The following is a 22,695-nucleotide window of genomic DNA, read 5'->3' as shown; positions in this document are numbered from 1 at the left end:
CAGGAAGCCTTTCGGGCGGGCCCGGAGACCTCCGCCATGAGCCGAGGGCCCGGGGCCGAGTGGGCGGGGGCGGCCACCGAGACGTTCGCGGACTTCGCGGACCGGGTGGACGGCAAGGAGGACGTACCGCTACGTGCCTCGCTGGCGGGCGGAGTCGCCACGCTGACGCTGGACCGGCCGCACCGCCGCAACAGCCTCGATCTGACGCTCTCCCGCCATCTGCTGCTCGGCCTGATGTGCGCGGGCGACGACCCCCGGGTGCGTACGGTCGTGATCACCGGGAACGGCGGGGCGTTCTGCGCGGGCGACGACGTGGAGAGCGTACGGCGGTGGCGGCTGGGCGACCGGGTGGACACCCCCTTCGACCCGATCACCTCCGACGCCCACTATCTGCGGGTCTGCGAGGCCATCATCCACCTGCCGAAGCCGGTGATCGTGGGGCTGACCGGGGCGGCGGCGGGCGCGGGGGCGGAGATCGCCTGCGCCGCCGACTACCGGCTGGCCGACACCCGCGCCTCGATCGGCAGTTGTCTGGCCGGGGTCGGCCATGTGGGGAACGTGGTCCTGATGTCCCGGCTGACCGGTCCGGCGCGGGCGACGGAGATCTACCTCACCGGGCGGATGGTGTCGGGGGATGAGGCGGTGCGCCTGGGCCTGTTCGACCGGCTCTGCGAACCGGAGGACTTCGACCGCGAACTCGCCGAGCTGGCAGGCCGGTTCGCCGCGCTGCCGACCGCTTCGGTGGGGCTGTTCAAGGAGTTGCGGGAGCGGAGCTGGGGGCAGCCGGCCGAGTACGGGCTGCGGCTCCAGGATGCGTACCACCTGAAGACGCACGCCACGGTGGCCGACGCCCGCGAGGGGATGGCCGCGTTCGCGGAGAGGCGGCCGCCGCGCTTCACGGGCGGCTGACCGGGCGTAAGCGCCGGTGGCCGCCGGCCGCCTTCCTTCGCCGCCGCGACGAAGAGAGTATTCTGATTCTGATGAACGACGCGCTGCGGCACCCTGGTCCGGCGGCCCCGCCGCCCCTGTCCCCCGCCCTGTCCACCGGCGGCCGGACCGAGGATTCCCTCCGGTGACCGGCCCCGACAGCCCAGCGCCCACCGGACCCCCGGTCGAGGAGACGGCCCACAGCCTCGACGTCCACGGTGCCCGGCTGCACTACTGGACCGCCGGAGCGGCCGACCGTCCGGCGGTCGCCCTCACCCATGGCGCCGGGGCCGACCACCGCATGTTCGACCCGCAGATCCCGGCGCTGGTCCGCGCGGGCTACCGCACCCTGCGCTGGGACGTCCGCTACCACGGCGCGTCCGCCTCCGGCACCGGCAGATTCCGTACGGAGTACGCGGCGCAGGACCTCGCGGCGCTGCTGGACGCGGCCGAGGTGCGTCGGCCCGTGGTACTGCTGGGGCAGTCGATGGGCGGCAACATCGCGCAGGAGTACCTGCGCCGGCGGCCCGAGGAGGTCGCCGCGCTCGTGGTGATCGGCTCCACGTCCAGCACCCTGCCCATCACGCGCGGCGAGCGGCGCCGCCTGGCCCTGTCCCGCACCCTCATGCGGCTGATGCCCTACCGTCGGCTGACCCGGTGGATGGCCCGGGCGTCGGCCGAGGACCCCGGGGCCCGGGAGTACCTCCGCGAGGCCTTCGCGGCGAACGGGCGGCGCGCCTTCCTCACCACCTGGGACGGGATGACCCGCGCGGTCGACCCCGCCCCGGACTACCGTGTCGAGAAGCGCGAGCTCCTGATCTGCGGTGAACACGACGGCACGGGTAACATCCGCTCGGCGATGGAACGGTGGAGCGAACGCGATCCGAACAGCGAGTTCCATGTCATCCCCGGCGCCGGACACGTCGCCAACCTGGACCGTCCCGACGAGGTCAACCGGCTGACCGTCGCCTTCCTTCGCCTTCCTGAAGGCCTGAGAACCCAGCGAGACCATGACTGACCACGACGACATCACCCCCGACACCGACCCCTCCCCGCCCACCGGCCCCGAAGGGTTCAGCGACGCGGAGGCCGCCTTCATCAGCGAGATGGGTTCGCTGATGGAGCGCTGGGGCCTCCCCCAGGCCACCGGACGCCTCTTCGGCTACCTCCTGCTGCGCAACAAGCCGGTGGACCTCGACACCATGACCCGGGAGCTCGGCCAGGCCAAGAGCGGACTCAGTGTGGCCGCACGCCAGTTGGAGGCCTGGACGCTGGTGCGGCGCTCCACCAGGCCCGGCAGCCGGCGGATCGACTACGAGGCGGTGGGCGACCTCCAGCACCTGCTGCTGGTGAACAACGCCCACATGCGCAAGTTCACCGAGACGCTGAGCTCGGGCATCCCGGTGGCGCGCGGCGAGGCCCGGGACCGGCTGGCCTCGCTCGCCGACCTGTTCAGCGGGTACGTGGAGCAGACCGAGGCGCTGGTGGCCGACTGGGAGACCCGGCGCGCGGCTTCCTGACCCACCTGCGGCTTCCCCCTCCCCCTCTCCAACCTCGACTCCCGACTCCCGACTTCGACTTACGACTTCCGACGGAGTGACCGTGAACGTGTCGTCCGGCCCTGCCCTCAGCAACGGAACGTCGGCGGCGAGCACCGCCGTGCCGGACGCGGACGCCGACACAGACGCGGACGCGGTCCCTGGTGTCCGCGTCCGGCCGCCGGTCGTCGACGCCTGCTCGCTGGTGTACGACGACGCGGGCTGGCGGGTGTACCTGCACCGGCTCGGCGAGAACGCCCCCGAGTACCTGGACGTCTTCTCCGCCTCGTTCTGCCGGTACTTCGGCGCCGCGCACACCGCGTACCGCGACGCGCTGGCCGCGCGCTGGCAGGACGCGGTCGATGTGCTCCTGCCGCCCGGCCGGCCGCCCTTCGACCTGGCCGCCCATCTCGCCGACCGGCAACGTCAGGGCGTGACGGGCGAGTTCGCCATGGGCTCGCAGGAGCGGCTGCCGGACGGCCGTACCGTCAACGACTGGCTGCTGGAGACGGTCCGGGACGTACGCGACCGGGTCCACGTCTGGGCCGGGCTCTCGCTGCGCGACCCCGCCGCCGCTCTGGGCGAGCTGGAACGTTCACTGGCGGCGGGCGCGACCGGGCTGTGCGTGATCCCCTTCCTGGACGGTACCGACCCGGCCGATCCGCGGTTCGCCCCGGTCTGGGACGCGGCGGCCGGGGCGCGGCTGCCGGTCTGGCTGCACACCGGCCACCACTTCGCCCGCAGCCACCCGAGCGGCCTGGGCAGCTGGCGTACGGTCGAGACGCTGGCGGGCCGCCACCGGGAGCTGCTCCTCGTCGCCGGGCACGCGGGCTGGCCCGATGTGCAGGAGATGCTGCTCACCGCGGCCCGGCATCCGGGGGTCTTCCTGGAGTTCTCCTCGCACCGGCCCCGGCACATGGACAAGCCCGGATCGGGCTGGGAGCCGCTGCTCCACCACGCCCGGGGGATGGCCCGTGACCGGGTCCTGTTCGGCACCTCGACCTGGGTCAACCCGGCCCCGACCGGCTCGCTGGCCGACGAGCTGACCGCGCTCCCGCTGCCCGCCGATGTGACCACCGCCTGGCTCTCGGGCAACGCGGAGGCGCTGATGGCCCGCGCGGCGGGGGCGGGGCCCCGGGACTGAGCCACGCCACGCTCCGGATGGTTCGGACGGGCTGCCGGGGGCAGGCGATCCGCCGGACGGCCGATCGCCGCCGACCCGTCGGAAGCCTCTTTCCGGCGCGCGTCGGCGGGACGCGGCTCCTGGCCGGACCGGGCCTACCGTCGGCCTGGTCAGCCACCCCGACCAACGGAGATGTACGACATGGCAAAGATCCTTTTCGTGGTGACCGGCGCGGACCACTGGACCCTCGCGGACGGCACGGCCCACCCGACGGGCTTCTGGGCCGAGGAGGCCGTGGCCCCGTACCAGGTGTTCACCGGCGCCGGTCACGAGGTGGTCGTCGCCACCCCGGGCGGCGTCGTCCCGACCGTGGACCGCGGCAGCCTGGCCCCCGACGTCAACGGCGGCCAGGAGGGCGCCGACAAGGTGGCGGCGGGGCTGGAGGCCTTCGAGGAGCTGCGGCGGCCCGTCGCGCTGGAGGACGTGGACCTGAACGCGTACGACGCCGTCTTCTACCCGGGCGGCCACGGCCCGATGGAGGACCTCGCGGTGGACCCGGTCTCCGGGCGGCTGCTCACCGAGACCCTGGCCTCGGGCAAGCCGCTCGGCGTCGTCTGCCACGCCCCGGCGGCGCTGCTGGCCGCCACGGGGCCGGACGGCACCAACGCGTTCGCCGGGTACCGGCTGACCGGCTTCACCAACGCCGAGGAGACCCAGGCCGGCCTGGCGGAGAAGGCCAAGTGGCTGCTCCAGGACCGGCTGGTGGCGCTCGGCGCGGACTTCCAGGAGGGCGAGCCCTGGGCACCGTTCGTGATCACCGACCGGAACCTGGTGACCGGTCAGAACCCCGCGTCCTCCACACCGCTGGCCGAGGAGCTGCTCAAGCGGATCGGCTGACCGGGACGCACGCGTGACGCCCGCGCCCCGGCCCGTGGTCCCGTCGTACAGCCGACATGTGCGGGCGTCACCAGTCCCGCTGCGCCGGCGGCTCGCAGAGCTCCAGGACCACGGCACCCGAGTCCGGCTCCTCCCCCGCGAGGGGCTTCACGCGGGCGCCGACCGTCACCATCTGCGGTGCGGCACCGACGACCTGGCAGCGGAAGACGAAGCCCTCGGGGAAGCGGACCAGGGATTCGTTGCGCGCCGCCTCGGTGTAGCGGTGGACCACGGCGGTCCGTACGACCACGCCGTGGCCGGTGGTACGTTCCGGCTCCAGTTCGCTGGACGCGCACACCGGGCACAGCAGCCGCCGGAAGGAGGCGGTGCCGCACCAACGGCAGCGGTTGTAGGAGAGGCCGCACTCCTCGTGCGCCTTCTGGACGGTGCCCATTCCTGCCTGAGACACGGATCGACCCCCTGCGCTCGACTCGGACGCGCCGCACCTGGCTGACGGCGCGTCCGCACCATATGGCACTGAGTGCCGGAGAGTAAAGGCACTGAGTGCCGATTATTACCGAGCTCTTGCCGTAACCGCGGCCCGGTCCCGCCGCCGGTACCGCTCAGCTCTCGCCGACGGCCGCCTCGATCTGCTGCACGACGCGCCACATGGGGGTCCCTTTGGCGGCCACCATGACGATGACCTCGTTGTCGCCGGAGCCGGTGGTGACGCCGCCGGCCGCCCCCTGTTCCGCCAGCTGTTCCTCCGCCCGTTTCTCCGCCTGCCCCTCCGTCCGTTTCTCCAGCGCGGGCGAAGGCCCGGCGGGCCGCTCCCACACGTCCCGCACCAGATCGAGGGCGTGGTCCACGGCCGCCTCGGGATCCCCCGCACCACCCGAACGCAGCCACAGCCGCAGCCCGTTGTTGTGCGCGGCGACCACGGAGGCGGCGATCACCTCGGCCCGCAGCTCCCCGTCCCCGTCCGACCCGAAGCGGGCCCGGAGATGACCGGCGAGCGTCTGTTCGTAGCGGCGCACCACGGAGAGTTCGTACGTCCGCAATCCGGGCACCTCCCGGGTGAGCCGGTAGCGCTGCACGGAGAACTCGGGGTCGGCCGCGTACATCCGCAGCACGATCCGCGCCGCGTCGCAGACCGCCCCCACCGGATCACCGTCGTCCACGGCGGCGAGGAACTCCGTCATCTCCGCGAGACACCGCTCATGGTCCGGGAAGACCACGTCCTCCTTGGAGGGGAAGTACCGGAAAAAGGAACGCCGCCCCACTCCGGCCCGCGCCACGATGTCGTCCACCGTCGTCCGCTCGAAGCCCCGTTCCAGGAAGAGCTGGAAGGCCGCCTGGGCGAGCACCTCCCGCATGGGTGCCTTCTTCTCGGGTCCACGTGCCTCGCTCATGCGGCGAAACGTAGCACCGGAAGGGGGGTTTTGGCACTGGGTACCTTTACAGAGGGTACTGAGTACCATAAGGTCACCCTTAGAAAACCACACCCAGGTGGGACCGGGCCCGATCGGCAGGGGACCACACCCAGGTAGGCAGGAGAGCCGGCGTGAGCTTGAGGATCGTTGTCTGTGTGAAGTACGTGCCCGACGCGACCGGTGACCGGCATTTCGCCGATGACCTGACGCTGGACCGTGAGGATGTCGACGGTCTGCTGTCGGAGCTGGACGAGTACGCGGTCGAGCAGGCGTTGCAGATCGCGGATGCGGCGGACGATGCGGAGATCACCGTGGTGACGGTGGGTCCCGAGGATGCCAAGGACGCGTTGCGCAAGGCGTTGTCGATGGGTGCGGACAAGGCTGTTCACGTCGAGGACGACGATCTGCACGGCACCGATGTGATCGGGACCTCGCTGGTGCTGGCGAAGGCGGTCGAGAAGACCGGTTACGACCTGGTGATCTGCGGGATGGCCTCCACCGACGGTGTCATGGGTGTCCTGCCGGCCCTGCTGGCCGAGCGTCTGGGCGTCCCCCAGGTCACCCTCCTGTCCGAGGTCGCGGTGAACGGCGGTGTGGTGACCGGGCGCCGTGACGGTGACACGGCCTCGGAGCGGCTTGAGGCGTCGCTGCCGGCGGTGGTGTCGGTGACCGACCAGTCCGGTGAGGCGCGTTACCCCTCGTTCAAGGGGATCATGGCGGCGAAGAAGAAGCCGGTTCAGTCGCTGGATCTGGATGATCTGGGTCTGGAGGCGGACGAGGTCGGCCTGGCGGGTGCGTGGACGGCCGTGGACTCGGCGACCGAGCGGCCGGCGCGTACGGCGGGCACGATCGTGAAGGACGAGGGCGAGGGCGGCAAGCAGCTCGCCGAGTTCCTCGCGGGCCAGAAGTTCATCTAGGCCCGCACGCTCGGCCCACCCCTTCTCTTCTCTTCCTCTTCTCGTCTGGAGTGCGTTGTCATGGCTGAAGTTCTTGTTCTGGTCGATCACGTGGACGGTGCGGTCCGCAAGCCCACCCTGGAGCTGCTGACGCTGGCCCGCCGTATCGGTGACCCGGTCGCCCTCGCCCTGGGGGCTGGTGCGGAGGCCGCCGCGTCCGTGCTGGGTGAGCACGGTGCGGTGAAGGTCCTGACCGCCGACGCCCCGGAGTTCGCCGACTACCTCGTGGTGCCGAAGGTGGACGCTTTGCAGGCGGCGTTCGACGCGGTGTCCCCGGTGGCGGTGCTGGTGGTGTCCTCGGCCGAGGGCAAGGAGATCGCCGCCCGCCTCGCGCTGCGCATCGGGTCGGGCATCATCACCGACGCCACCGACCTGGAGGCCGGCGACCAGGGCCCGGTCGCCACGCAGGCCGCGTTCGCCGCCTCGTACACCACCAAGTCCCGTGTCTCCAAGGGCGTCCCCGTCATCACCGTCAAGCCCAACTCCGCCCCCGTCGAGCCCGTTGCGGCCGCGGGTGCGGTCGAGGCGCTGTCGGTGTCGTTCAGTGCGGGTGCCACGGGTACGAAGGTGACCGCGCGGACCCCGCGTGAGTCGACGGGGCGTCCGGAGCTGACCGAGGCCGCGATCGTGGTCTCGGGTGGCCGTGGGGTCAACGGGGCGGAGAACTTCCCCCTCATCGAGGCGCTGGCCGACTCCCTGGGTGCTGCGGTGGGTGCCTCGCGTGCTGCGGTGGACGCGGGCTGGTACCCGCACACATCCCAGGTCGGCCAGACCGGCAAGTCCGTCTCCCCCCAGCTCTACATCGCCTCCGGTATCTCCGGGGCGATCCAGCACCGGGCCGGGATGCAGACCTCCAAGACCATCGTCGCGATCAACAAGGACGCCGAGGCCCCGATCTTCGACCTCGTCGACTACGGCGTCGTCGGCGACCTCTTCACCGTCGTCCCCCAGCTCACCGAAGAGATCAACACCCGCAAGGGCTGACACACACCCTCACCAACACCCGCCCTGGGCCGCACGGTGCACCCCACCGCGCGGCCCAGCGCCGTATCACCGCCGCTCTTCGGCTATCCGCCCCGGCACCCCACCACGGTCCTCCGCGCCAAGTCCGAACGTGGTGAAAGCCGTCCGGTCCGGCAGCGGGTAAGTCTCCTTGCCCGTCAGCGCGTTGATGATGACGGCCGAACGCCACGCGGCCAGGCCCAGGTCCGGGGCGCCGACCCCGTGCGTGTGCCGCTCCGCGTTCTGCACGAAGACGGCACCCTCGATCTCCGGGGCGAGGACGAGCCGTTGGGCCTCGTCGACCTGGGGCCGCCCGGCGTCGTCGCGGACGATGTACGGGTCCAGAGCGGCGAGCAGCGTGTCGACGGGGCGCTCCCGGTACCCGGTGGCGAGGACCACCGCGTCCGTGGTCAGCCTGCCTCTGGCCTCCTGCTGGCCGTGCTCCACGGTCAGTTCGATGCGGCCGCCGTCCGTCACAGTGGCGCCGGTGACCTCGATGCCGGGGGTCAGGGTGACGTCGGGCCAGTCGCCGCCGAGGCTGCGACGGTACAGCTCGTCGTGGATGTCCCCGAGGGTGTCTCCACTGACCCCCTTGTAGAGCTGCCACTGGCTGGGCAGCAGCCGGTCCCGGGTGGCCTGCGGCAGGCCGTGGAAGTAGCGCGTGTAGTCCGGGGTGAACTGCTCCAGCCCGATCTTGCTGTACTCCATGGGTGCGAAGGCCGGGGTACGGGCGAGCCAGGTGAGCCCCTCCGCGCCTTCGGGCCGCAACCGCAGCAGATCCAGGAGGACTTCGGCGCCCGACTGCCCCGAGCCGACGACGGTGACGTGCCGGGCGGCGAGGAGCCGGTCCCGCTGGGCGAGGTAGTCGGCGGAGTGCAGGACGAGGGGTACGGGGTCGGCCGCGAGGGCCCGTAGCGGCTCGGGGATGTGGGGCGCGGTGCCGACGCCGAGAGCAAGGTTACGGGTGTGGGTGAGCCCGCTCCCGAGACTCTCGCCGTCCGGGCCGAGCCGGGTGAAGTCGACGGCGAACGCGCTCTCCTCCGCGTCCCAGGCGATCGCGTCGACACGGTGGCCGAAGTGGGTGGAGGGCAGTTCGGTGGACACCCAGCGCAGGTAGTTGTCGAACTCGGAGCGGTGGATGTGGAAGCGCTCGGCGAAGTAGAACGGGAAGAGCCTGCGCCGCGTCTTGAGGTAATTGAGGTAGCACCAAGGGCTGGTCGGCTCCACCAGGCTCACCAGGTCGGCCAGGAAGGGGACTTGGAGCGTCGCCCCCTCGATGAGCAGCCCGGGGTGCCAGTGGAAGGCGGTGCGCTGTTCGTGGAAGGCGGTGCGCAGGCCGGGTACGCCGTCGGCGAGTGCGGCGAGCGAGAGGTTGAAGGGCCCTGCGCCCACCCCCAGCAGATCGAGGGGCGGGGTTCGCGGTGCGGGCGTCATCGGGTTCCTCCAACAGGATTCGTGCGCGTCGGCAACGTCATGGCGACAGCCTTTCCGCCGCCGGGGCGTCGGTATCTCCGGTGCCGCCGCCTTCGGCCGCCGCCCGCTCCGCCGCCTCCGTCACCAGGTCGAGGAGCGGCAGCAGTTCGGCGTTCGCGGCGGCCGGGTGGAGCAGGGTGGCCTTGAGCCAGAGCCTGCGCCGCCCGTCGCCGTCCTCGGCCACCGCCCGCCCGAGCACGGCCCGGCCGTCCATGAGGAGCGTGCGGCGGACCTCGGCGACGACGGCGTCCCCGGCCTCCGGTTCCAACGCGTCAGCCACCACCGGCCGGAACAGCACGGTGCTGATCCCGATCCCGCCCGGCCGACGGCGCAGGGCGGGCCGTGCGTCGACGGACCGGCCGAACTCCTCCGCCGTACGTACGCAGTGCTCCACCAGTTCGCTCAGTCCCCGGCGTCCCAGCGCCCGGAAGGTGACCGCGATCTTCAGTGCGTCGGGGCGCCGGGTCGTACGGACCGAGCGGCAGAGCAGGTCGGGGAGCCCGGCCTCGGTGTCGTCGTCGGCGTTGAGGTAGTCGGTGCGCAGGGACAGCGGTGCGAGCAGGGCGGTGTCCGCGACGGACAGCACTCCGGCGGCGACCGGCTGCCAGCCGAGCTTGTGCAGGTCGAACGTTACGGAGACGGCGCGGTCGAGGCCCGCGAGACGGGGTGCCAGGCGCTCGCTGAACAGCAGGGGCCCGCCGTAGGCCGCGTCGACGTGGAGCTCGGCTCCGTACCGTTCCGCAATCCGGGCGATCTCGGGGAGCGGGTCGATGCGCCCCTCGTCGGTGGTCCCGGCGGTGGCGACGACGAGGACCGGTCCGCCGCCGAGCCCGGCCAGGGTGCGGTCGAGGGCGTCGGGGTCGATGCGGCCGTCGTGGCAGGCGACGACTGCCGGGGCGGGGAGGCCGAGCATCCAGGCGGCCCGGTGCACGCTGTGGTGGGCGTTGGCCCCGGTCACCACGCGCAGGGGGCCGGGCGCCGCTCGTTCGCGGGCCAGGAGCAGGGCGACCAGGTTGGACTCGGTGCCGCCGCTGGTGATGAGGGCGTCGGGTGCGGGGGCGTCCGGGTGGATGAGCCGGGCCAGCGCGGCGGTGGTCAGCTCCTCGATCACCCCGGCGGCGGGCGCCTGGTCCCAGGAGTCCATCGACGGATTGAGGGCTGCCCCCGCCAGCTCCGCCGCCGCTGCCACGGCCAGCGGCGGGCAGTGCAGATGGGCCACGCAGGCCGGATCGGCCGGATCGGCGGCCCCCTCGGCGACAGCCCGCACCAGATCCGCGAGCGCGGCCTCGGCCCCGACGCCCTCCTCGGGCAGCACCGGGGCGGCCAGGGCGGTGGTCCGCCGGGCCACGGCCTCCGGCCCTCCGGCGGGGAGCGGCCCGCCCCGGGCCCGGGCCGCGGTCTCCAGGGTGTCCAGGACGACGCCGGTCAGGGCGCGCAGATGTGCCGGCCCATGGACGCCACCCGCCAGGAAGGTTCCCGTACCGGCGCTCACACCCCACGCTCCAGGCGGAGTTCGGCGGACGGCAGGCCCTGAGCACGCTCCATGGCGAAGCCCTTCGATCGGAGTGCAAGATCCACAACCGGGATTCGGGTTAGGCTAACCTAACTCCGCCGCTGGGGAAGAACGCACTCCGGCCGGCCTGACCTCCGAACCGGCCTGCCTCCGCACCGAGTCGGGACCACGTGCCCCGGTGCGGGAGCGGCGGTGGCCGCTCCCGCACCGGGTGGGATCACGCCGCTTCGGTGGGCAGCTCCGCGCGGATCTCCCGCGCGGCGGCGACCAGGTTCTCCAGGGAGGCCCGGGTCTCGGGCCAGCCGCGGGTCTTCAGGCCGCAGTCGGGGTTCACCCACAGCCGCTCGGCCGGGATGGCCTCAAGTCCCTTGCGCAGCAGGGCGGCTGCCTCTTCGGTGCTCGGGATGCGCGGGGAGTGGATGTCGTAGACGCCGGGCCCGGCCTCACGGGGGTAGCCGTGGGCGGCCAGTTCGCGGGCGACCTGCATGTGGGAGCGGGCGGCCTCCAGGCTGATGACGTCGGCGTCGAGGTCGTCGATGGCCTGGACGATGTCGCCGAACTCCGCGTAGCACATGTGGGTGTGGATCTGGGTGTCCGGCCGCACCCCGGAGGTGGCGAGTCGGAAGGACTCCGTCGCCCACTGAAGGTACGCGGCGTGCTCGTCGGCCCGCAGCGGCAGCGTCTCGCGCAGCGCGGGCTCATCGACCTGGATCACCGAAGTGCCGTTCGCCTCCAGGTCGTCGACCTCGTCGCGCAGGGCGAGCGCCACCTGGCGGGCGGTCTCGCCGAGCGGCTGGTCGTCGCGGACGAAGGACCAGGCGAGCATGGTGACCGGGCCGGTGAGCATGCCCTTGACGGGGCGCTCGGTCAGCGACTGCGCGTACGTCGTCCAGCGCACCGTCATCGGCTCGGGGCGCGAGATGTCCCCGGCGAGGACCGGCGGGCGGACGTAGCGGGTGCCGTACGACTGGACCCAGCCGTGCTGGGTGGCGAGGTAGCCGGTGAGCTGCTCGGCGAAGTATTGGACCATGTCGTTGCGTTCGGGTTCGCCGTGGACCAGGACGTCGATCCCGGCCTTCTCCTGGAAGGAGAGGACCTCGCGGATCTCGTCCTTGATCCGCTCCTCGTACCCGGCCTCGTCGATCCGGCCGGCCCGCAGGTCGGCGCGGGCGGTGCGCAGTTCGGTGGTCTGCGGGAACGAGCCGATCGTGGTGGTCGGCAGCAGCGGCAGCCCGAGGTGGGCGCGCTGGGCGGCGGTCCGCTCGGCGTACGGCTGGGAGCGGCGGCCGTCGGCGTCGGTGATGGCGGCCGTACGGGCCCGGACGGCCGGGTCGCGGGTGATGACGGCGTCGGTACGGGAGGCCAGGTCGGCCCGGTTGGCGGCGAGTTCGGCGGAGATGGCCTCGGTGCCGTGGGAGAGCCCCTTGGCCAGGGTGACGATCTCGGCGGTCTTCTGCTGGGCGAAGGCGAGCCAGCGGGCGATCTGCGGGTCGATGTCGTGCTCGGCGTCGGCGTCCAGCGGGACGTGCAGGAGGGAGCTGGAGGCGGAGACGTCGACGTGGTCCGCGAGGCCGAGGAGCGTGCCGAGGGTGGCGAGCGACTTCTCGTAGTCGTTGATCCAGATGTTGCGGCCGTTGACGACGCCCGCGACCAGGCGCTTGCCGGGCAGTCCGCCGGCCGCCGCGAGGTCGGCGAGGTTGGCGGCGCCGGACTCGGTGAAGTCCAGTGCGAGCCCCTCGACCGGGGACTTGGCCAGCACCGGCAGGGCCTCGCCGAGCCGCCCGAAGTAGGAGGCGACCAGCAGCTTGGACCGGTCGGTGAGGGAGCCCAGCTCGCGGTAGGCGCGGGCGGTGGCGTTCAGCTCGGCCGGGGTGCGGTCCTGGACGAGGGCGGGCTCGTCCAGCTGCACCCATTCGGCGCCCGCGGCCCGGAGGTCGGCGAGGACCTCGGCGTACACGGGCAGGAGCCGGTCCAGCAGGGTCAGCGGCTCGAAGTCGGGGGCCACCCCGGGGGCCGCCTTGGCGAGCAGGAGGTAGGTGACGGGCCCGACGAGGACCGGGCGCGGGGTGTGCCCCAGCGCGAGGGCCTCCTTCAACTCGGCGACCTGCTTGGCGGAGTCGGCGGTGAACACCGTGTCCGGCCCCAACTCAGGCACCAGATAGTGGTAGTTGGTGTCGAACCACTTGGTCATCTCCAGCGGGGCCACGTCCTGCGTACCGCGGGCCATGGCGAAGTAGCCGTCCAGGGCGTCCGCCTGGACCGCCTCACGGTGCCGCTCGGGGACAGCGCCGACCATGACACTGGTGTCCAGGACATGGTCGTAGTACGAGAAGTCACCGGTGGGCACCTCGTGGACCCCGGCCTCGGCGAGCTGCTCCCAAGTCCCCCTGCGCAGTTCGGCGGCGGTCTGGCGGAGGGTGTCCGCGTCGACGCGGCCCTTCCAGTAGCCCTCGACGGCCTTCTTCAGTTCACGGTTCCGACCCTGGCGGGGGTAGCCGTACACGGTGGCCCGTGCTGCCGCGGCTGCGGGCTTCGCTGTCACGTGACTCTCCTTCGCGAGCATGTCTCCAGCTGATCCCGGGACGGGACGCGGACGCGAAGGGGTGACGAAATCGGGCGGAAACGCGACACGTTGACCGTGTCCGCCCACCCGACGGTTACGCCGACCCGCCCACGAGGTCACCGGGAACTCCGCACACGAACGGTCGCGTGCGGGCAACGGGCAGGTCTTCGGACTCGCGGGCACGCCTGCCGGGGCAGACACCTACTGGCCGTCGCTTCCCAGACCCGGCCGGGCCCAGTGCGTATGACGGCGGTCGTTCCCACTCACCGCTGCGGGGCAGTCCCGGATTCCCACCGGGTTCCCTCTTACGACACCCTGCCTGGCGGGCAGGGCGAACCAGCTGCACCGGCCACCCTAAGGGGGCGACCGCCGGGCGCACACCGTTGTTCACACTTCGGACGGTGACGTGAGACACGGACTCCGAACGGGTGACCTCGGGTTCCGCTCCTCTTCGCCCGTTCGCTGACTTCCGGTCAGGTCATGGGGGCACGGTGACACAGATGTAACCGAATGGCGTAGGCGAACCGGAACCACAGAGCGTCACAGCCCGTTCTTCTTGCCAATACCCGGCCGCCGACCCGCGGCGGCGACGAGTGAGGGAAGCGCTATATGAAGAAGACAGTCGGGTGGGCCCAGGACGGCGACGACTGGACGATCACCGTGAACGGCACGCTGTACCGGGCCGTGGAGCGGCCCGCCGACGGGCGCGTGCACAACTATCTGGTGCGGGGCAACGACCTGACCGCCGAGTGCCCGAGCCTGGGGCACGGGCTCGGAGTGATCCGGGCGCACGAGTCCCGGAGCTGACCTCCGGCCGGTCCGACGGCGAGGTGCGGCGGCCGCCCGCGCCTCGACGCGACCCGCCGCCGTGCGTCACATGACCGCTCACCTGTCCGGGCCCCGCTCCCAGCCGGGGCCCCTCAGCTGTGGGCGCCGCCTGCGCCCTCCGAACCGCCTGCGCCCTCCGGACCGCCTGCGCTCCCCGTGCCGCCAGCGCTCTCCGGACCGTGCGGGTCCTCCGGCCCGTGGCGCAGCAGGTACGTGTCCATGATCCAGCCGTGGCGTTCGCGGGCCTCGGCGCGGACCTGGCTGATCCGCTCGGCGACCTCGTCGAGGGGGCCGGAGACGAGGAGTTCGTCCGGGGTGCCGATGTAGGCGCCCCAGTAGATCCACAGCCCCCTGCCCGTCAGATGGGTGAAGCTCTCGTGCCCGTCCAGCATCACCACGATGTCCCCGTCGTCGTCCGGGAACCCTTCGGCGAGCCGTCGGCCGGGGGTGATGTGGATGGGGCGGCCGACCTGGTTCAGGGAGGTGCGGTGGCGGGCGGCGAGCGCGGAGACGCTGCTGATGCCGGGGATCACCTCATGGCCGAATTCCACCGTTCCACGGGCCCGGATGTCCTCCAGGATCGCGAGGGTGCTGTCGTACAGCGACGGGTCGCCCCAGACCAGGAAGGCACCCGTCTCCCCCGGTGCCAGCTCCTCGATGATCAGGCGCTCGCAGATGTCGGCGCGGCGGTGGCGCCAGTCGTGCACCGCCGAGGTGTAGCGGCCCCGGTCGTCCTGGGTGCGGTCCCGCCAGGGGTCCTCGGCCTCGACGACCCGGTAGGGGCCGGTGAGGTGCTCGGCCAGGATGTCCCGCCGCAGCCGGGTCAGGGACTCCTTCTCCCGGCCCTTGCCGAGCACGAAGAAGACCCGCGCCCTGCGCATCGCCTTCACCGCGGCGAGGGTCAGATGGTCGGGGTCGCCGGCTCCCATGCCGATGACGAGGATGTGCCGTGGTGCGTCGCTCATGTCGGCCGATCATGCCAGGAGCGGGGCGGGCCATCGCGCCAGGCCCGAGGGGAGGCCGGGGCGAGGCGGGGTGGACTTACTAGGACGTCCAACTATATGTTCGTGAGCAGCGGGGTGGCCGGCGTGCAGCCGGGCACCCTCAAGGCCCGTGGTGTCAGGGAAGCCGGTGCGATTCCGGCGCGGTCCCGCCACTGTGACCGGGGAGTTCGTCCTCGTAGGAAACGCCACTGACGGCGAAGCAGCCGTCGGGAAGGCATGAGGGCGGGCGCTGATCCGGGAGTCAGGATACCGGCCGCGGGATGTTCCGTGTTTCCACGAGGATGGAGCAGACACGCATGGCACCGGTCCGCACCCACGGCCCCGCAGGCCCGTCCCGGCGAGCGGTTCTCCCCGCCTTCCCCTGACGGCCCCAGCCCTCCGCGTCCCCCGACGGCGAGCCCTGTCACGCCCCGCGCGCCCCCGACCGGCGCCGTGTGCGGTGGGGCCCGTGCGCCATCCCCGGATCTCTCCTGACGATCTCACCGACGAGAGCAGGTTTCCATGGTCCGCGAACTCAGCCATTTCATCGGCGGCAAGCACACGCCCGGCACCTCGGGCACGTACGGCGATGTCTACGACCCCAACACCGGCCGGGTCCAGGCCCGGGTGCCGCTGGCCGGCCGGTCCGAGACCGAGGCGGCGATCGCCGACGCCGCCGAGGCGCAGATCGAGTGGGGCGAGTGGAACCCGCAGCGCCGCGCCCGCGTCCTGCTGCGCTTCCTCCAGCTGGTCGAGAAGGAGAAGGACTCCCTGGCCCGGCTGCTCTCCTCCGAGCACGGCAAGACCGTGGCCGACGCGCACGGCGACCTCGCACGTGGGCTGGACGTGGTGGAGTTCGCCGCCGGTGTCCCGCACCTGCTGAAGGGCGAGTTCAGCGACAACGCGGGCTCCGGGATCGATGTCCATTCGCTGCGCCGGCCGCTCGGCGTGGTCGCCGGAATCACCCCGTTCAACTTCCCGGCGATGATCCCGCTGTGGAAGGCCGCACCGGCTCTGGCCTGCGGTAACGCCTTCATCCTCAAGCCGTCCGAGCGGGACCCCTCGGTGCCGCTGCGGCTGGCCGAACTCTTCCTGGAGGCGGGGCTTCCGCCCGGGGTCCTCAACGTCGTCAACGGCGGCAAGGAGGCTGTGGACACCCTGTTGGAGGACCCGCGCGTCAAGGCGCTCGGCTTCGTCGGCTCCACACCGATCGCCGCGCACATCTACGCGACCGCCGCCGCCCACGGCAAGCGGGCGCAGTGCTTCGGCGGGGCGAAGAACCACATGATCGTGATGCCGGACGCCGATCTGGACCAGGCGGTCGACGCGCTGATCGGCGCCGGTTACGGCTCGGCTGGCGAGCGGTGCATGGCGATCTCGGTGGCCGTGCCGGTCGGCGAGGAGACCGCCGACGCCCTGGTGGCCAAGCTCACCGAGCGGATCGCGGAGCTGCGGATCGGCCGCTCGGACGACCCGGACGCCGACTTCGGGCCGCTGGTGGGCCGGGACGCGGTCGACCGGGTGCGCGGCTATGTCGACCTCGGCATCGAGGAGGGCGCCGAACTCGTCGTCGATGGAAGGGACTTCGTCCTGGAGGGCCATGAGGACGGCTTCTTCGCGGGCGCTTCCCTCTTCGACCGGGTCACCCCGCAGATGCGGATCTACCAGGAGGAGATCTTCGGTCCTGTCGTCTCCGTGGTCCGCGCCGCCGACTACGAGGAGGCCCTGCGCCTCCCCTCGGAGCACCCGTACGGCAACGGCGTCGCCCTCTTCACCCGCGACGGCGACATCGCCCGCGACTTCACCCGCCGCGTCGACACGGGCATGGTCGGCGTCAACGTGCCGATCCCCGTGCCGGTGGCGTACCACACGTTCGGCGGCTGGAAGCGGTCCGGCTTCGGCGACCTCAACCAGCACGGGCCGGACGCCATCCGCTTCTACACCCGTACGAAGACCGTCACTTCGCGCTGGCCCGCCTCCGGGATCCGGGACGGCGCGAGCTTCACGATTCCGACCATGGGATGACTGCCGTGACCACCCTGCTCAGCGACGACCAGCTCGCGGTCGTGGAGACGACACTCGACTTCGCCCAGGAGCACCTGGCCCCGCACGCCGTGGCCTGGGACCAGGACAAGCACTTCCCCGTCGACGTCCTGCGGAAGGCGGCGGGGCTCGGCCTCGGAGGTGTGTACGTCCGGGAGGACCTCGGCGGCTCCGCGCTGTCCCGCTCCGACGGCGTCCTCGTCTTCGAGGCCCTCGCCACCGGCTGCCCGTCCGTGGCGGGCTATCTCTCCATCCACAACATGGTCGCCTGGATGGTCGACCAGTACGGCACCGAGGCCCAGCGCGGCCGGTATCTGCCGGAGCTCTGCACCATGGAGCAGCTGGGCAGTTACTGCCTGACCGAACCGGGCGCGGGCTCCGACGCGGCCGCGCTCCGCACCCGGGCGGTGCGCGACGGCGACCACTATGTGCTGACGGGGACCAAGCAGTTCATCTCCGGCGCGGGCGCCACCCACCTCTACATCGTGCTGGCCCGCACCGGCGACAGCGGCCCCGGCGGGATTTCCGCGTTCCTCGTCGAACGGGACGACCCCGGGCTCTCGTTCGGGGCCAACGAGAAGAAGATGGGGTGGAACGCGCAGCCCACCCGCCAGGTCATGTTGGACGGGGTACGCATCCCGGCCGACCGGCTGCTCGGCGCGGAGGGCGAGGGCTTCCGGATCGCGATGAACGGCCTCAACGGCGGCCGACTCGGCATCGCCGCCTGCTCGTTGGGTGGTGCGCAGAGCGCGCTGGACCGCTCGCTCGCCCATCTCGCGGACCGGGAGGCGTTCGGCAGCCCGCTGCTGAACGCACAGGCGTTGCAGTTCCGGCTGGCCGACATGGCGACCGAACTGGCGGCTGCCCGAGCACTGGTGCGACAGGCCGCCGAGGCGCTGGACCGGAAGGTGGGCGGGGCACCGGAGTTGTGCGCGATGGCCAAGCGCTTCGCCACCGACACCGGCTACTCGGTCGCGGACCGGGCGCTCCAACTCCACGGCGGTTACGGCTATCTGGCCGAGTACGGCGTCGAGAAGATCGTGCGGGACCTGCGGGTCCACCAGATCCTGGAAGGGACCAACGAGATCATGCGCGTCATTGTGGCCCGGAGCCTGACGGGAGCCCTGCGATGACCGAGGAGCTCGTACGGGTGCACACCGAAGGCCGTACGGGGGTGCTGACCCTGAACCGGCCGAAGGCGCTCAACGCGCTCACCCACGCGATGGTGGAGACGATCGCGGCGGCCCTGGACCGGTGGGAGCACGACCCCGAGGTGGCCGTGGTCGTCATCACCGGGGCCGGGGAGCGCGGCCTGTGCGCGGGCGGCGACATCCGGTCCATCTACGAGGACGCCCGCGCGGGCGGCAAGGCCTCGGCCGCGTTCTGGCGCGACGAGTACCGGCTGAACGCGCGGATCGCCCGCTATCCGAAGCCGTACGTCGCGGTCATGGACGGCATCGTGATGGGCGGCGGGGTCGGCGTCTCGGCGCACGGCAGCGTCCGGATCGTCACCGAGCGGTCCAAGGTGGCCATGCCGGAGACCGGAATCGGCTTCGTTCCGGACGTCGGCGGCACCTATCTGCTGGCGCTGGCCCCCGGCGAGCTGGGCACCCATCTCGCCCTGACGGGTGCGGTGGTGGGGGCCCGGGACGCGCTGCTGTGCGGGCTGGCCGACCACTTCGTACCGGCGGAAGAGCTGCCCGCGTTCCTGGGCGGGCTGCGGTCGGACCCGCCCGCCGAGGTGCTGCGCCGCCATGTCCGGGACGCGCCTCCCGGGGTGCTGGAGGCCAACCGCTCCTGGATCGACCACTGTTACGCCGCCGACACGGTCGAGGAGATCGTGGAGCGGCTGCTCGCCTCCGACGCCCCGGCGGCCGGTGAGGCGGCGGCCACGATCCTCGGACGGTCGCCCACCGCACTCAAGGTCACCCTCGCCGCTCTGCGCCGGGCGCGCGAACTCGGGCCGCTGGAACGGGTGCTGGAGCAGGAGTACCGCGTCTCGTACGCGGCCCTCTCCTCCCCCGATCTGGTGGAGGGCATCCGGGCCCAGGTGATCGACAAGGACCGGAAACCGCACTGGTCGCCCGGCACGCTCGTGGAGGTCACGGACGCCGACGTGGCCAGGTACTTCGCTCCGACCGGCGACGAGGGCCTCTCCCTCGCCGCAGACGACTCCCCGCAGGAGGTGCCCTGGTGACCACGACCGTCGCGTTCATCGGCCTCGGCCACATGGGCGGCCCGATGGCCGCCAACCTCGTCCGCGCCGGGCACCGGGTGCTCGGCCACGACCTCGTCGAGACGTGTCTGGCCGCCGCCGTGGAGAGCGGGGTGGAGCGGGCGAAGTCCGCCGCCGACGCGGCCTCGGTGGCCGATGTGGTGATCACCATGCTGCCCGCCGGACGCCATGTCCTCTCCCTCTACGGGCAGGAGGGGCTCCTCGAAGCGGCGCGCCCCGGCACCCTGTTCGTCGACTGCTCCACCATCGACGTGGCCGACTCCCGGGCCGCCCACGCGGCAGCGGCGGCGGTCGGCCACCGCTCGCTGGACGCCCCGGTCTCCGGCGGGGTGGTGGGCGCCGAGGCGGGCACGCTCACCTTCATGGCCGGGGGTGAGGAGGCCGCGTTCGCGGAGGCCGAGCCGCTGCTGTCCGTGATGGGCAAGAAGGCGGTGCACTGCGGCGGCGCCGGCGCCGGGCAGGCCGCGAAGATCTGCAACAACATGATCCTCGGCGTCTCCATGATCGCCGTCAGCGAGGCGTTCGTCCTCGCGGAGAGCCTGGGCCTCACCGACCAGGCGCTGTACGACGTGGCGTCGGCGGCCTCCGGCCAGTGCTGGGCGCTCACCGTCAACTGCCCGGTCCCCGGCCCGGTCCCGACGAGCCCGGCCAACCGCGACTACCGCCCCGGGTTCGCCGCGCCGCTCATGGCGAAGGATCTCGGGCTGGCCGCCAACGCCCTGCGCGCGGGCGGCATCGACGCCGAACTGGGGCTACGGGCAGCCGAGTTGTACGCCCGGTTCGCGGAAGGAGCCGGGGCGGACCAGGACTTCTCCGGGATCGTCCGGGCCATCCGGGCGGCTTCGTCCAACACCACCGATGCACAGAAGGGCACCACCGCGTGAGCGAGAACAACGAGAGCGCGTCCACCCCGGGCCCGTACGGGACCGTCCTGGTCGAACGCCGGGGCCGTACCGCCCTGCTCACCCTGAACCGGCCCAAGGCGCTCAACGCGCTGAGCCTGGACGTCATGCGGGAGACGGTCGAGGCGAGCGAGGCCCTGGACCGGGACCCGGACGTCGGCTGCATCGTCATCACCGGCAGCGGGAACAAGGCGTTCGCGGCGGGCGCGGACATCAAGGAGATGCAGCCGCAGAGCTACATGGACATGTACCTCAGCGACTGGTTCACCGCCTGGGACCGGCTCGGCCGGCTGAGGACCCCGACGATCGCGGCCGTACGGGGCTACGCCCTGGGCGGGGGCTGCGAGTTGGCGATGCTGTGCGACGTGGTGATCGCCTCCGACACCGCCGTCTTCGGGCAGCCGGAGATCCGGCTCGGGGTGATCCCCGGCATCGGCGGCTCCCAGCGGCTGACCCGGGCGGTCGGCAAGGCCAAGGCGATGGACCTCTGCCTCACCGGCCGGAACATGGATGCCGAGGAGGCGGAGCGGGCCGGACTCGTCTCCAGGATCGTCCCGGACGCGGATCTGCTGGAGGAGGCGCTCGCCATCGCGGACACGGTCTCCGGCATGTCGGCACCCGTCGCGATGATGGCGAAGGAGGCGGTGAACCGTGCCTTCGAGACCACGCTCGCCGAGGGCGTCCGCTTCGAACGCCGCCTGTTCCACGCGGTGTTCGCCACGGCCGACCAGAAGGAGGGCATGAAGGCGTTCACGGAGAAGCGGCCGGCGGAGTTCACCCACCGCTGAGGTCGGCCCTCGGGCCGTCGGCCTCCACCGGGTACGGCACATGCGTACGCCGGTCGGGGTCGACGGCCAGCCGTCCCCCGGCCGGGGGACGGGCCCGCTGGGCGCAGTCCTGCCGTTCGCAGATCCGGCAGCCGAGCCCGATGGGGGTGGCCGACCGGGGATCGTCCAGGGCCAGGCCCTCGGCGTACACCAGCCGGTGGGCGTGGCGGAGTTCGCAGCCGAGCGCGACGGCGAAGTCGGCCCGGGGCGCCCGGTGCCCGAACCCGCCGCGCGTCACGGTCCGGGCCACCCAGAAGTACCGCTTGCCGTCCGGCATTTCGGCGACCTGGGTGAGGATGCGGCCGGGCGCGGAGAACGCCTCGTACACCGTCCAGAGCGGGCAGGTGCCGCCGAGCCGGGAGAAGTGGAAGTCGCTGGCGGACTGGCGCTTGGAGATGTTGCCCGCCCGGTCGACGCGCAGGAACGAGAACGGCACGCCCCGGTCGCCGGTCCGCTGGAGGGTGGAGAGCCGGTGGCAGACGGTCTCGAAGCCGACGCCGAAGCGGGCCTGGAGCAGTTCGATGTCGTAGCGCAGCTCCTCGGCGGCCCGGTGGAAGGCGGTGTACGGCATGAGCAGGGCACCGGCGAAGTAGTTGGCGAGGCCGATCCTGGCCAGTCCGGCGGCCTGTCCGGAGGCGAGTTCACCGCCGGCCACCAGGGTGTCCAGCAGCGATCCGTTTTCCAGCAGGGCGAGTTGGGTGGCGAGCTGGAAGGCGCGCTGGGCCTCGCTGAGCCAGGGCGAGAGCAGCAGGAGCCCGGCGCCGGGGTCGAACCGGCGGGCGTCGGCGGCCCGTTCGGGGTCGGTGGTGACGACGGTGATGCCGTGGCGGGCGGCGAGGCGTTGCTTCAGGGCGTCGGCGGTGCGGCCCGCCGAGCCCATGCCGAGGTCGGCCGCTGTGCGTTCGGCGACCGCGTCCAGGGCGCCGAAGTGGTTGTGGTGGGCGTAGAAGAAGTCCCGTACCTCGTCGTGGGGTTCGGCGGTGAGGAGCGATGCGCCGTCCTGCGGCGGGGCGAGGGCGACGACGCGTTCGGCCGCGTCCCGGTAGCGGTGGTGCAGGGCGACGAGCGCGCGGGCCACCTCCGGGTGGTCGCGGGCCACGTCGGCGGCCTCCTCCAGCGGAACCTGGGTCCCGCACGCCTCGTCGCCGAGAGCGGCGCGCAGGTCGGTGGCGAGGCGCTCCTCGTCGGCCTCGGAGAAGAACTCCGGGTCGACGCCGAAGACCTCCGCGATCCGCAGCAGCACGGGCGCGGTCAGCGGGCGGCGGCTGTGCTCGATCTGGTTGAGGTAGCTGGTGGAGAGGCCGAGCGCGCGGGCCAGCTCCACCTGGTTCATCCCGCGCTCGCGACGCAGCCGCCGCAGCTTGGCGTGGGCGTAGATCTTGCGTCCGGCAGGCCGTCCCATGGCTCGCGGCTCCTCTCCCCCGCCCCGGCCTCCGCACCGAGGCCCGCTGCGGGCCTCCACCCTGAGGCCT

At 72.3% G+C, this 22,695-nt stretch carries 20 protein-coding genes and 2 riboswitches; of the genes, 13 read left to right on the top strand and 7 right to left on the bottom strand.

Annotated features, from left to right (window positions below):
• Positions 1-36: 36 nt before the first annotated feature.
• The 5 genes from GTY67_RS29905 (at position 37) to GTY67_RS29885 (ending at position 4,485) form a co-directional block, all read left to right on the top strand.
• Positions 37-909 carry an enoyl-CoA hydratase-related protein gene (locus GTY67_RS29905; RefSeq protein WP_161281640.1) on the top strand — a complete coding sequence of 291 codons (873 nt, stop codon included), beginning with the start codon at positions 37-39 and terminating at the stop codon, positions 907-909.
• A gap of 163 nt (positions 910-1,072) precedes the next feature.
• A complete protein-coding gene (locus GTY67_RS29900) occupies positions 1,073-1,945 on the top strand; it encodes an alpha/beta hydrolase (protein WP_161281092.1) in 873 nt (290 codons plus the stop codon).
• Positions 1,938-2,447 (top strand): ArsR family transcriptional regulator, encoded by a 510-nt coding sequence (locus GTY67_RS29895; protein WP_161281091.1) that lies wholly within the window; start codon positions 1,938-1,940, stop codon positions 2,445-2,447. The genes GTY67_RS29900 and GTY67_RS29895 overlap by 8 nt, the downstream gene beginning before the upstream one ends.
• Positions 2,448-2,529: 82 nt before the next feature.
• Positions 2,530-3,609 carry an amidohydrolase family protein gene (locus GTY67_RS35595; RefSeq protein ID WP_343238788.1) on the top strand — a complete coding sequence of 360 codons (1,080 nt, stop codon included), beginning with the start codon at positions 2,530-2,532 and terminating at the stop codon, positions 3,607-3,609.
• 180 nt (positions 3,610-3,789) lie between these two features.
• Positions 3,790-4,485, top strand: coding sequence for a type 1 glutamine amidotransferase domain-containing protein (locus tag GTY67_RS29885; protein ID WP_093693864.1), 696 nt, complete (start codon positions 3,790-3,792; stop codon positions 4,483-4,485).
• Between the two features lie 67 nt (positions 4,486-4,552).
• On the opposite strand, the gene GTY67_RS29880 is transcribed toward GTY67_RS29885, so the two are convergent.
• Positions 4,553-4,918, bottom strand: coding sequence for a zinc ribbon domain-containing protein (locus tag GTY67_RS29880; protein ID WP_093693855.1), 366 nt, complete (start codon positions 4,916-4,918; stop codon positions 4,553-4,555).
• A gap of 169 nt (positions 4,919-5,087) precedes the next feature.
• Positions 5,088-5,840: a TetR family transcriptional regulator gene (locus GTY67_RS29875; RefSeq protein ID WP_093693856.1), complete on the bottom strand. Its 753-nt coding sequence runs from the start codon at positions 5,838-5,840 to the stop codon at positions 5,088-5,090.
• A 188-nt stretch (positions 5,841-6,028) separates the two neighbouring features.
• Between GTY67_RS29875 and GTY67_RS29870 the strand changes: the two genes are divergently transcribed.
• A complete protein-coding gene (locus tag GTY67_RS29870) occupies positions 6,029-6,814 on the top strand; it encodes an electron transfer flavoprotein subunit beta/FixA family protein (RefSeq protein ID WP_161281089.1) in 786 nt (261 codons plus the stop codon).
• 60 nt (positions 6,815-6,874) lie between these two features.
• Positions 6,875-7,837: an electron transfer flavoprotein subunit alpha/FixB family protein gene (locus tag GTY67_RS29865; RefSeq protein ID WP_161277552.1), complete on the top strand. Its 963-nt coding sequence runs from the start codon at positions 6,875-6,877 to the stop codon at positions 7,835-7,837.
• Positions 7,838-7,903: 66 nt separating this feature from the next.
• On the opposite strand, the gene GTY67_RS29860 is transcribed toward GTY67_RS29865, so the two are convergent.
• The 3 genes from GTY67_RS29860 to metE all read right to left on the bottom strand — a co-directional run bounded on the left by GTY67_RS29860 (position 7,904) and on the right by metE (position 13,383).
• Complete coding sequence (locus tag GTY67_RS29860; RefSeq protein WP_161281088.1) at positions 7,904-9,289, bottom strand: SidA/IucD/PvdA family monooxygenase; 1,386 nt, start codon at positions 9,287-9,289, stop codon at positions 7,904-7,906.
• A 37-nt stretch (positions 9,290-9,326) separates the two neighbouring features.
• The gene (locus GTY67_RS29855; protein WP_161281087.1) at positions 9,327-10,820 is read right to left on the bottom strand and encodes an aminotransferase class V-fold PLP-dependent enzyme; all 1,494 of its coding nucleotides are present in this window, start codon (positions 10,818-10,820) and stop codon (positions 9,327-9,329) included.
• A gap of 238 nt (positions 10,821-11,058) precedes the next feature.
• Complete coding sequence (gene metE, locus GTY67_RS29850; protein ID WP_161281086.1) at positions 11,059-13,383, bottom strand: 5-methyltetrahydropteroyltriglutamate--homocysteine S-methyltransferase; 2,325 nt, start codon at positions 13,381-13,383, stop codon at positions 11,059-11,061.
• A gap of 182 nt (positions 13,384-13,565) precedes the next feature.
• A riboswitch (cobalamin riboswitch) is annotated at positions 13,566-13,712 on the bottom strand.
• Positions 13,713-14,013: 301 nt separating this feature from the next.
• On the opposite strand from metE, the gene GTY67_RS29845 reads away from it, so the two are divergent.
• A complete protein-coding gene (locus GTY67_RS29845; protein WP_073881506.1) occupies positions 14,014-14,211 on the top strand; it encodes a hypothetical protein in 198 nt (65 codons plus the stop codon).
• Between the two features lie 113 nt (positions 14,212-14,324).
• Here the strand turns inward: GTY67_RS29845 and cobF are convergent, their stop codons facing one another.
• Positions 14,325-15,197, bottom strand: a complete 873-nt coding sequence (gene cobF, locus GTY67_RS29840; RefSeq protein ID WP_161281085.1) for a precorrin-6A synthase (deacetylating) — start codon at positions 15,195-15,197, stop codon at positions 14,325-14,327.
• A gap of 132 nt (positions 15,198-15,329) precedes the next feature.
• Positions 15,330-15,509: riboswitch (cobalamin riboswitch) on the top strand.
• A gap of 228 nt (positions 15,510-15,737) precedes the next feature.
• Here cobF and GTY67_RS29835 point away from each other — a divergent pair.
• From GTY67_RS29835 to GTY67_RS29815, 5 genes are read left to right on the top strand one after another with little or no spacing between them, the layout of a single operon-like run.
• Positions 15,738-17,240: a CoA-acylating methylmalonate-semialdehyde dehydrogenase gene (locus GTY67_RS29835; protein WP_161281084.1), complete on the top strand. Its 1,503-nt coding sequence runs from the start codon at positions 15,738-15,740 to the stop codon at positions 17,238-17,240.
• Positions 17,237-18,391: an acyl-CoA dehydrogenase family protein gene (locus tag GTY67_RS29830; protein WP_161281083.1), complete on the top strand. Its 1,155-nt coding sequence runs from the start codon at positions 17,237-17,239 to the stop codon at positions 18,389-18,391. The genes GTY67_RS29835 and GTY67_RS29830 overlap by 4 nt, the downstream gene beginning before the upstream one ends.
• Positions 18,388-19,455, top strand: a complete 1,068-nt coding sequence (locus GTY67_RS29825; protein ID WP_161281082.1) for an enoyl-CoA hydratase/isomerase family protein — start codon at positions 18,388-18,390, stop codon at positions 19,453-19,455. Before GTY67_RS29830 ends, GTY67_RS29825 begins: the two co-directional genes overlap by 4 nt.
• Positions 19,452-20,378, top strand: coding sequence for a 3-hydroxyisobutyrate dehydrogenase (mmsB, locus tag GTY67_RS29820; RefSeq protein WP_161281081.1), 927 nt, complete (start codon positions 19,452-19,454; stop codon positions 20,376-20,378). The genes GTY67_RS29825 and mmsB overlap by 4 nt, the downstream gene beginning before the upstream one ends.
• On the top strand, positions 20,375-21,184 hold the full coding sequence (locus GTY67_RS29815) for an enoyl-CoA hydratase (RefSeq protein ID WP_161281080.1): 810 nt from the start codon (positions 20,375-20,377) through the stop codon (positions 21,182-21,184). The genes mmsB and GTY67_RS29815 overlap by 4 nt, the downstream gene beginning before the upstream one ends.
• Here the strand turns inward: GTY67_RS29815 and GTY67_RS29810 are convergent.
• Positions 21,171-22,625 (bottom strand): short-chain fatty acyl-CoA regulator family protein, encoded by a 1,455-nt coding sequence (locus GTY67_RS29810; protein WP_161281079.1) that lies wholly within the window; start codon positions 22,623-22,625, stop codon positions 21,171-21,173. The two genes, GTY67_RS29815 and GTY67_RS29810, sit on opposite strands and share 14 nt — an antisense overlap.
• Positions 22,626-22,695 lie beyond the last annotated feature (70 nt).

Origin of the sequence: Streptomyces sp. SID8374 (assembly GCF_009865135.1) — a bacterium.
Taxonomy (GTDB): Bacteria; Actinomycetota; Actinomycetes; order Streptomycetales; family Streptomycetaceae; genus Streptomyces.
This window is presented reverse-complemented; position numbering and strand designations above follow the sequence as displayed.

Coding starts and splice junctions, on each gene's coding strand:
- GTY67_RS29905 (WP_161281640.1), top strand. CDS start 37: ATGAGCCGAGGGCCCGGGGCCGAGTGGGCGGGGGCGGCCACCGAGACG.
- GTY67_RS29895 (WP_161281091.1), top strand. CDS start 1,938: ATGACTGACCACGACGACATCACCCCCGACACCGACCCCTCCCCGCCC.
- GTY67_RS29885 (WP_093693864.1), top strand. CDS start 3,790: ATGGCAAAGATCCTTTTCGTGGTGACCGGCGCGGACCACTGGACCCTC.
- GTY67_RS29880 (WP_093693855.1), bottom strand. CDS start 4,918: ATGGGCACCGTCCAGAAGGCGCACGAGGAGTGCGGCCTCTCCTACAAC.
- GTY67_RS29875 (WP_093693856.1), bottom strand. CDS start 5,840: ATGCGGGAGGTGCTCGCCCAGGCGGCCTTCCAGCTCTTCCTGGAACGG.
- GTY67_RS29865 (WP_161277552.1), top strand. CDS start 6,875: ATGGCTGAAGTTCTTGTTCTGGTCGATCACGTGGACGGTGCGGTCCGC.
- GTY67_RS29860 (WP_161281088.1), bottom strand. CDS start 9,289: ATGACGCCCGCACCGCGAACCCCGCCCCTCGATCTGCTGGGGGTGGGC.
- GTY67_RS29845 (WP_073881506.1), top strand. CDS start 14,014: ATGAAGAAGACAGTCGGGTGGGCCCAGGACGGCGACGACTGGACGATC.
- cobF (WP_161281085.1), bottom strand. CDS start 15,197: ATGAGCGACGCACCACGGCACATCCTCGTCATCGGCATGGGAGCCGGC.
- GTY67_RS29835 (WP_161281084.1), top strand. CDS start 15,738: ATGGTCCGCGAACTCAGCCATTTCATCGGCGGCAAGCACACGCCCGGC.
- GTY67_RS29830 (WP_161281083.1), top strand. CDS start 17,237: ATGACTGCCGTGACCACCCTGCTCAGCGACGACCAGCTCGCGGTCGTG.
- GTY67_RS29825 (WP_161281082.1), top strand. CDS start 18,388: ATGACCGAGGAGCTCGTACGGGTGCACACCGAAGGCCGTACGGGGGTG.
- GTY67_RS29810 (WP_161281079.1), bottom strand. CDS start 22,625: ATGGGACGGCCTGCCGGACGCAAGATCTACGCCCACGCCAAGCTGCGG.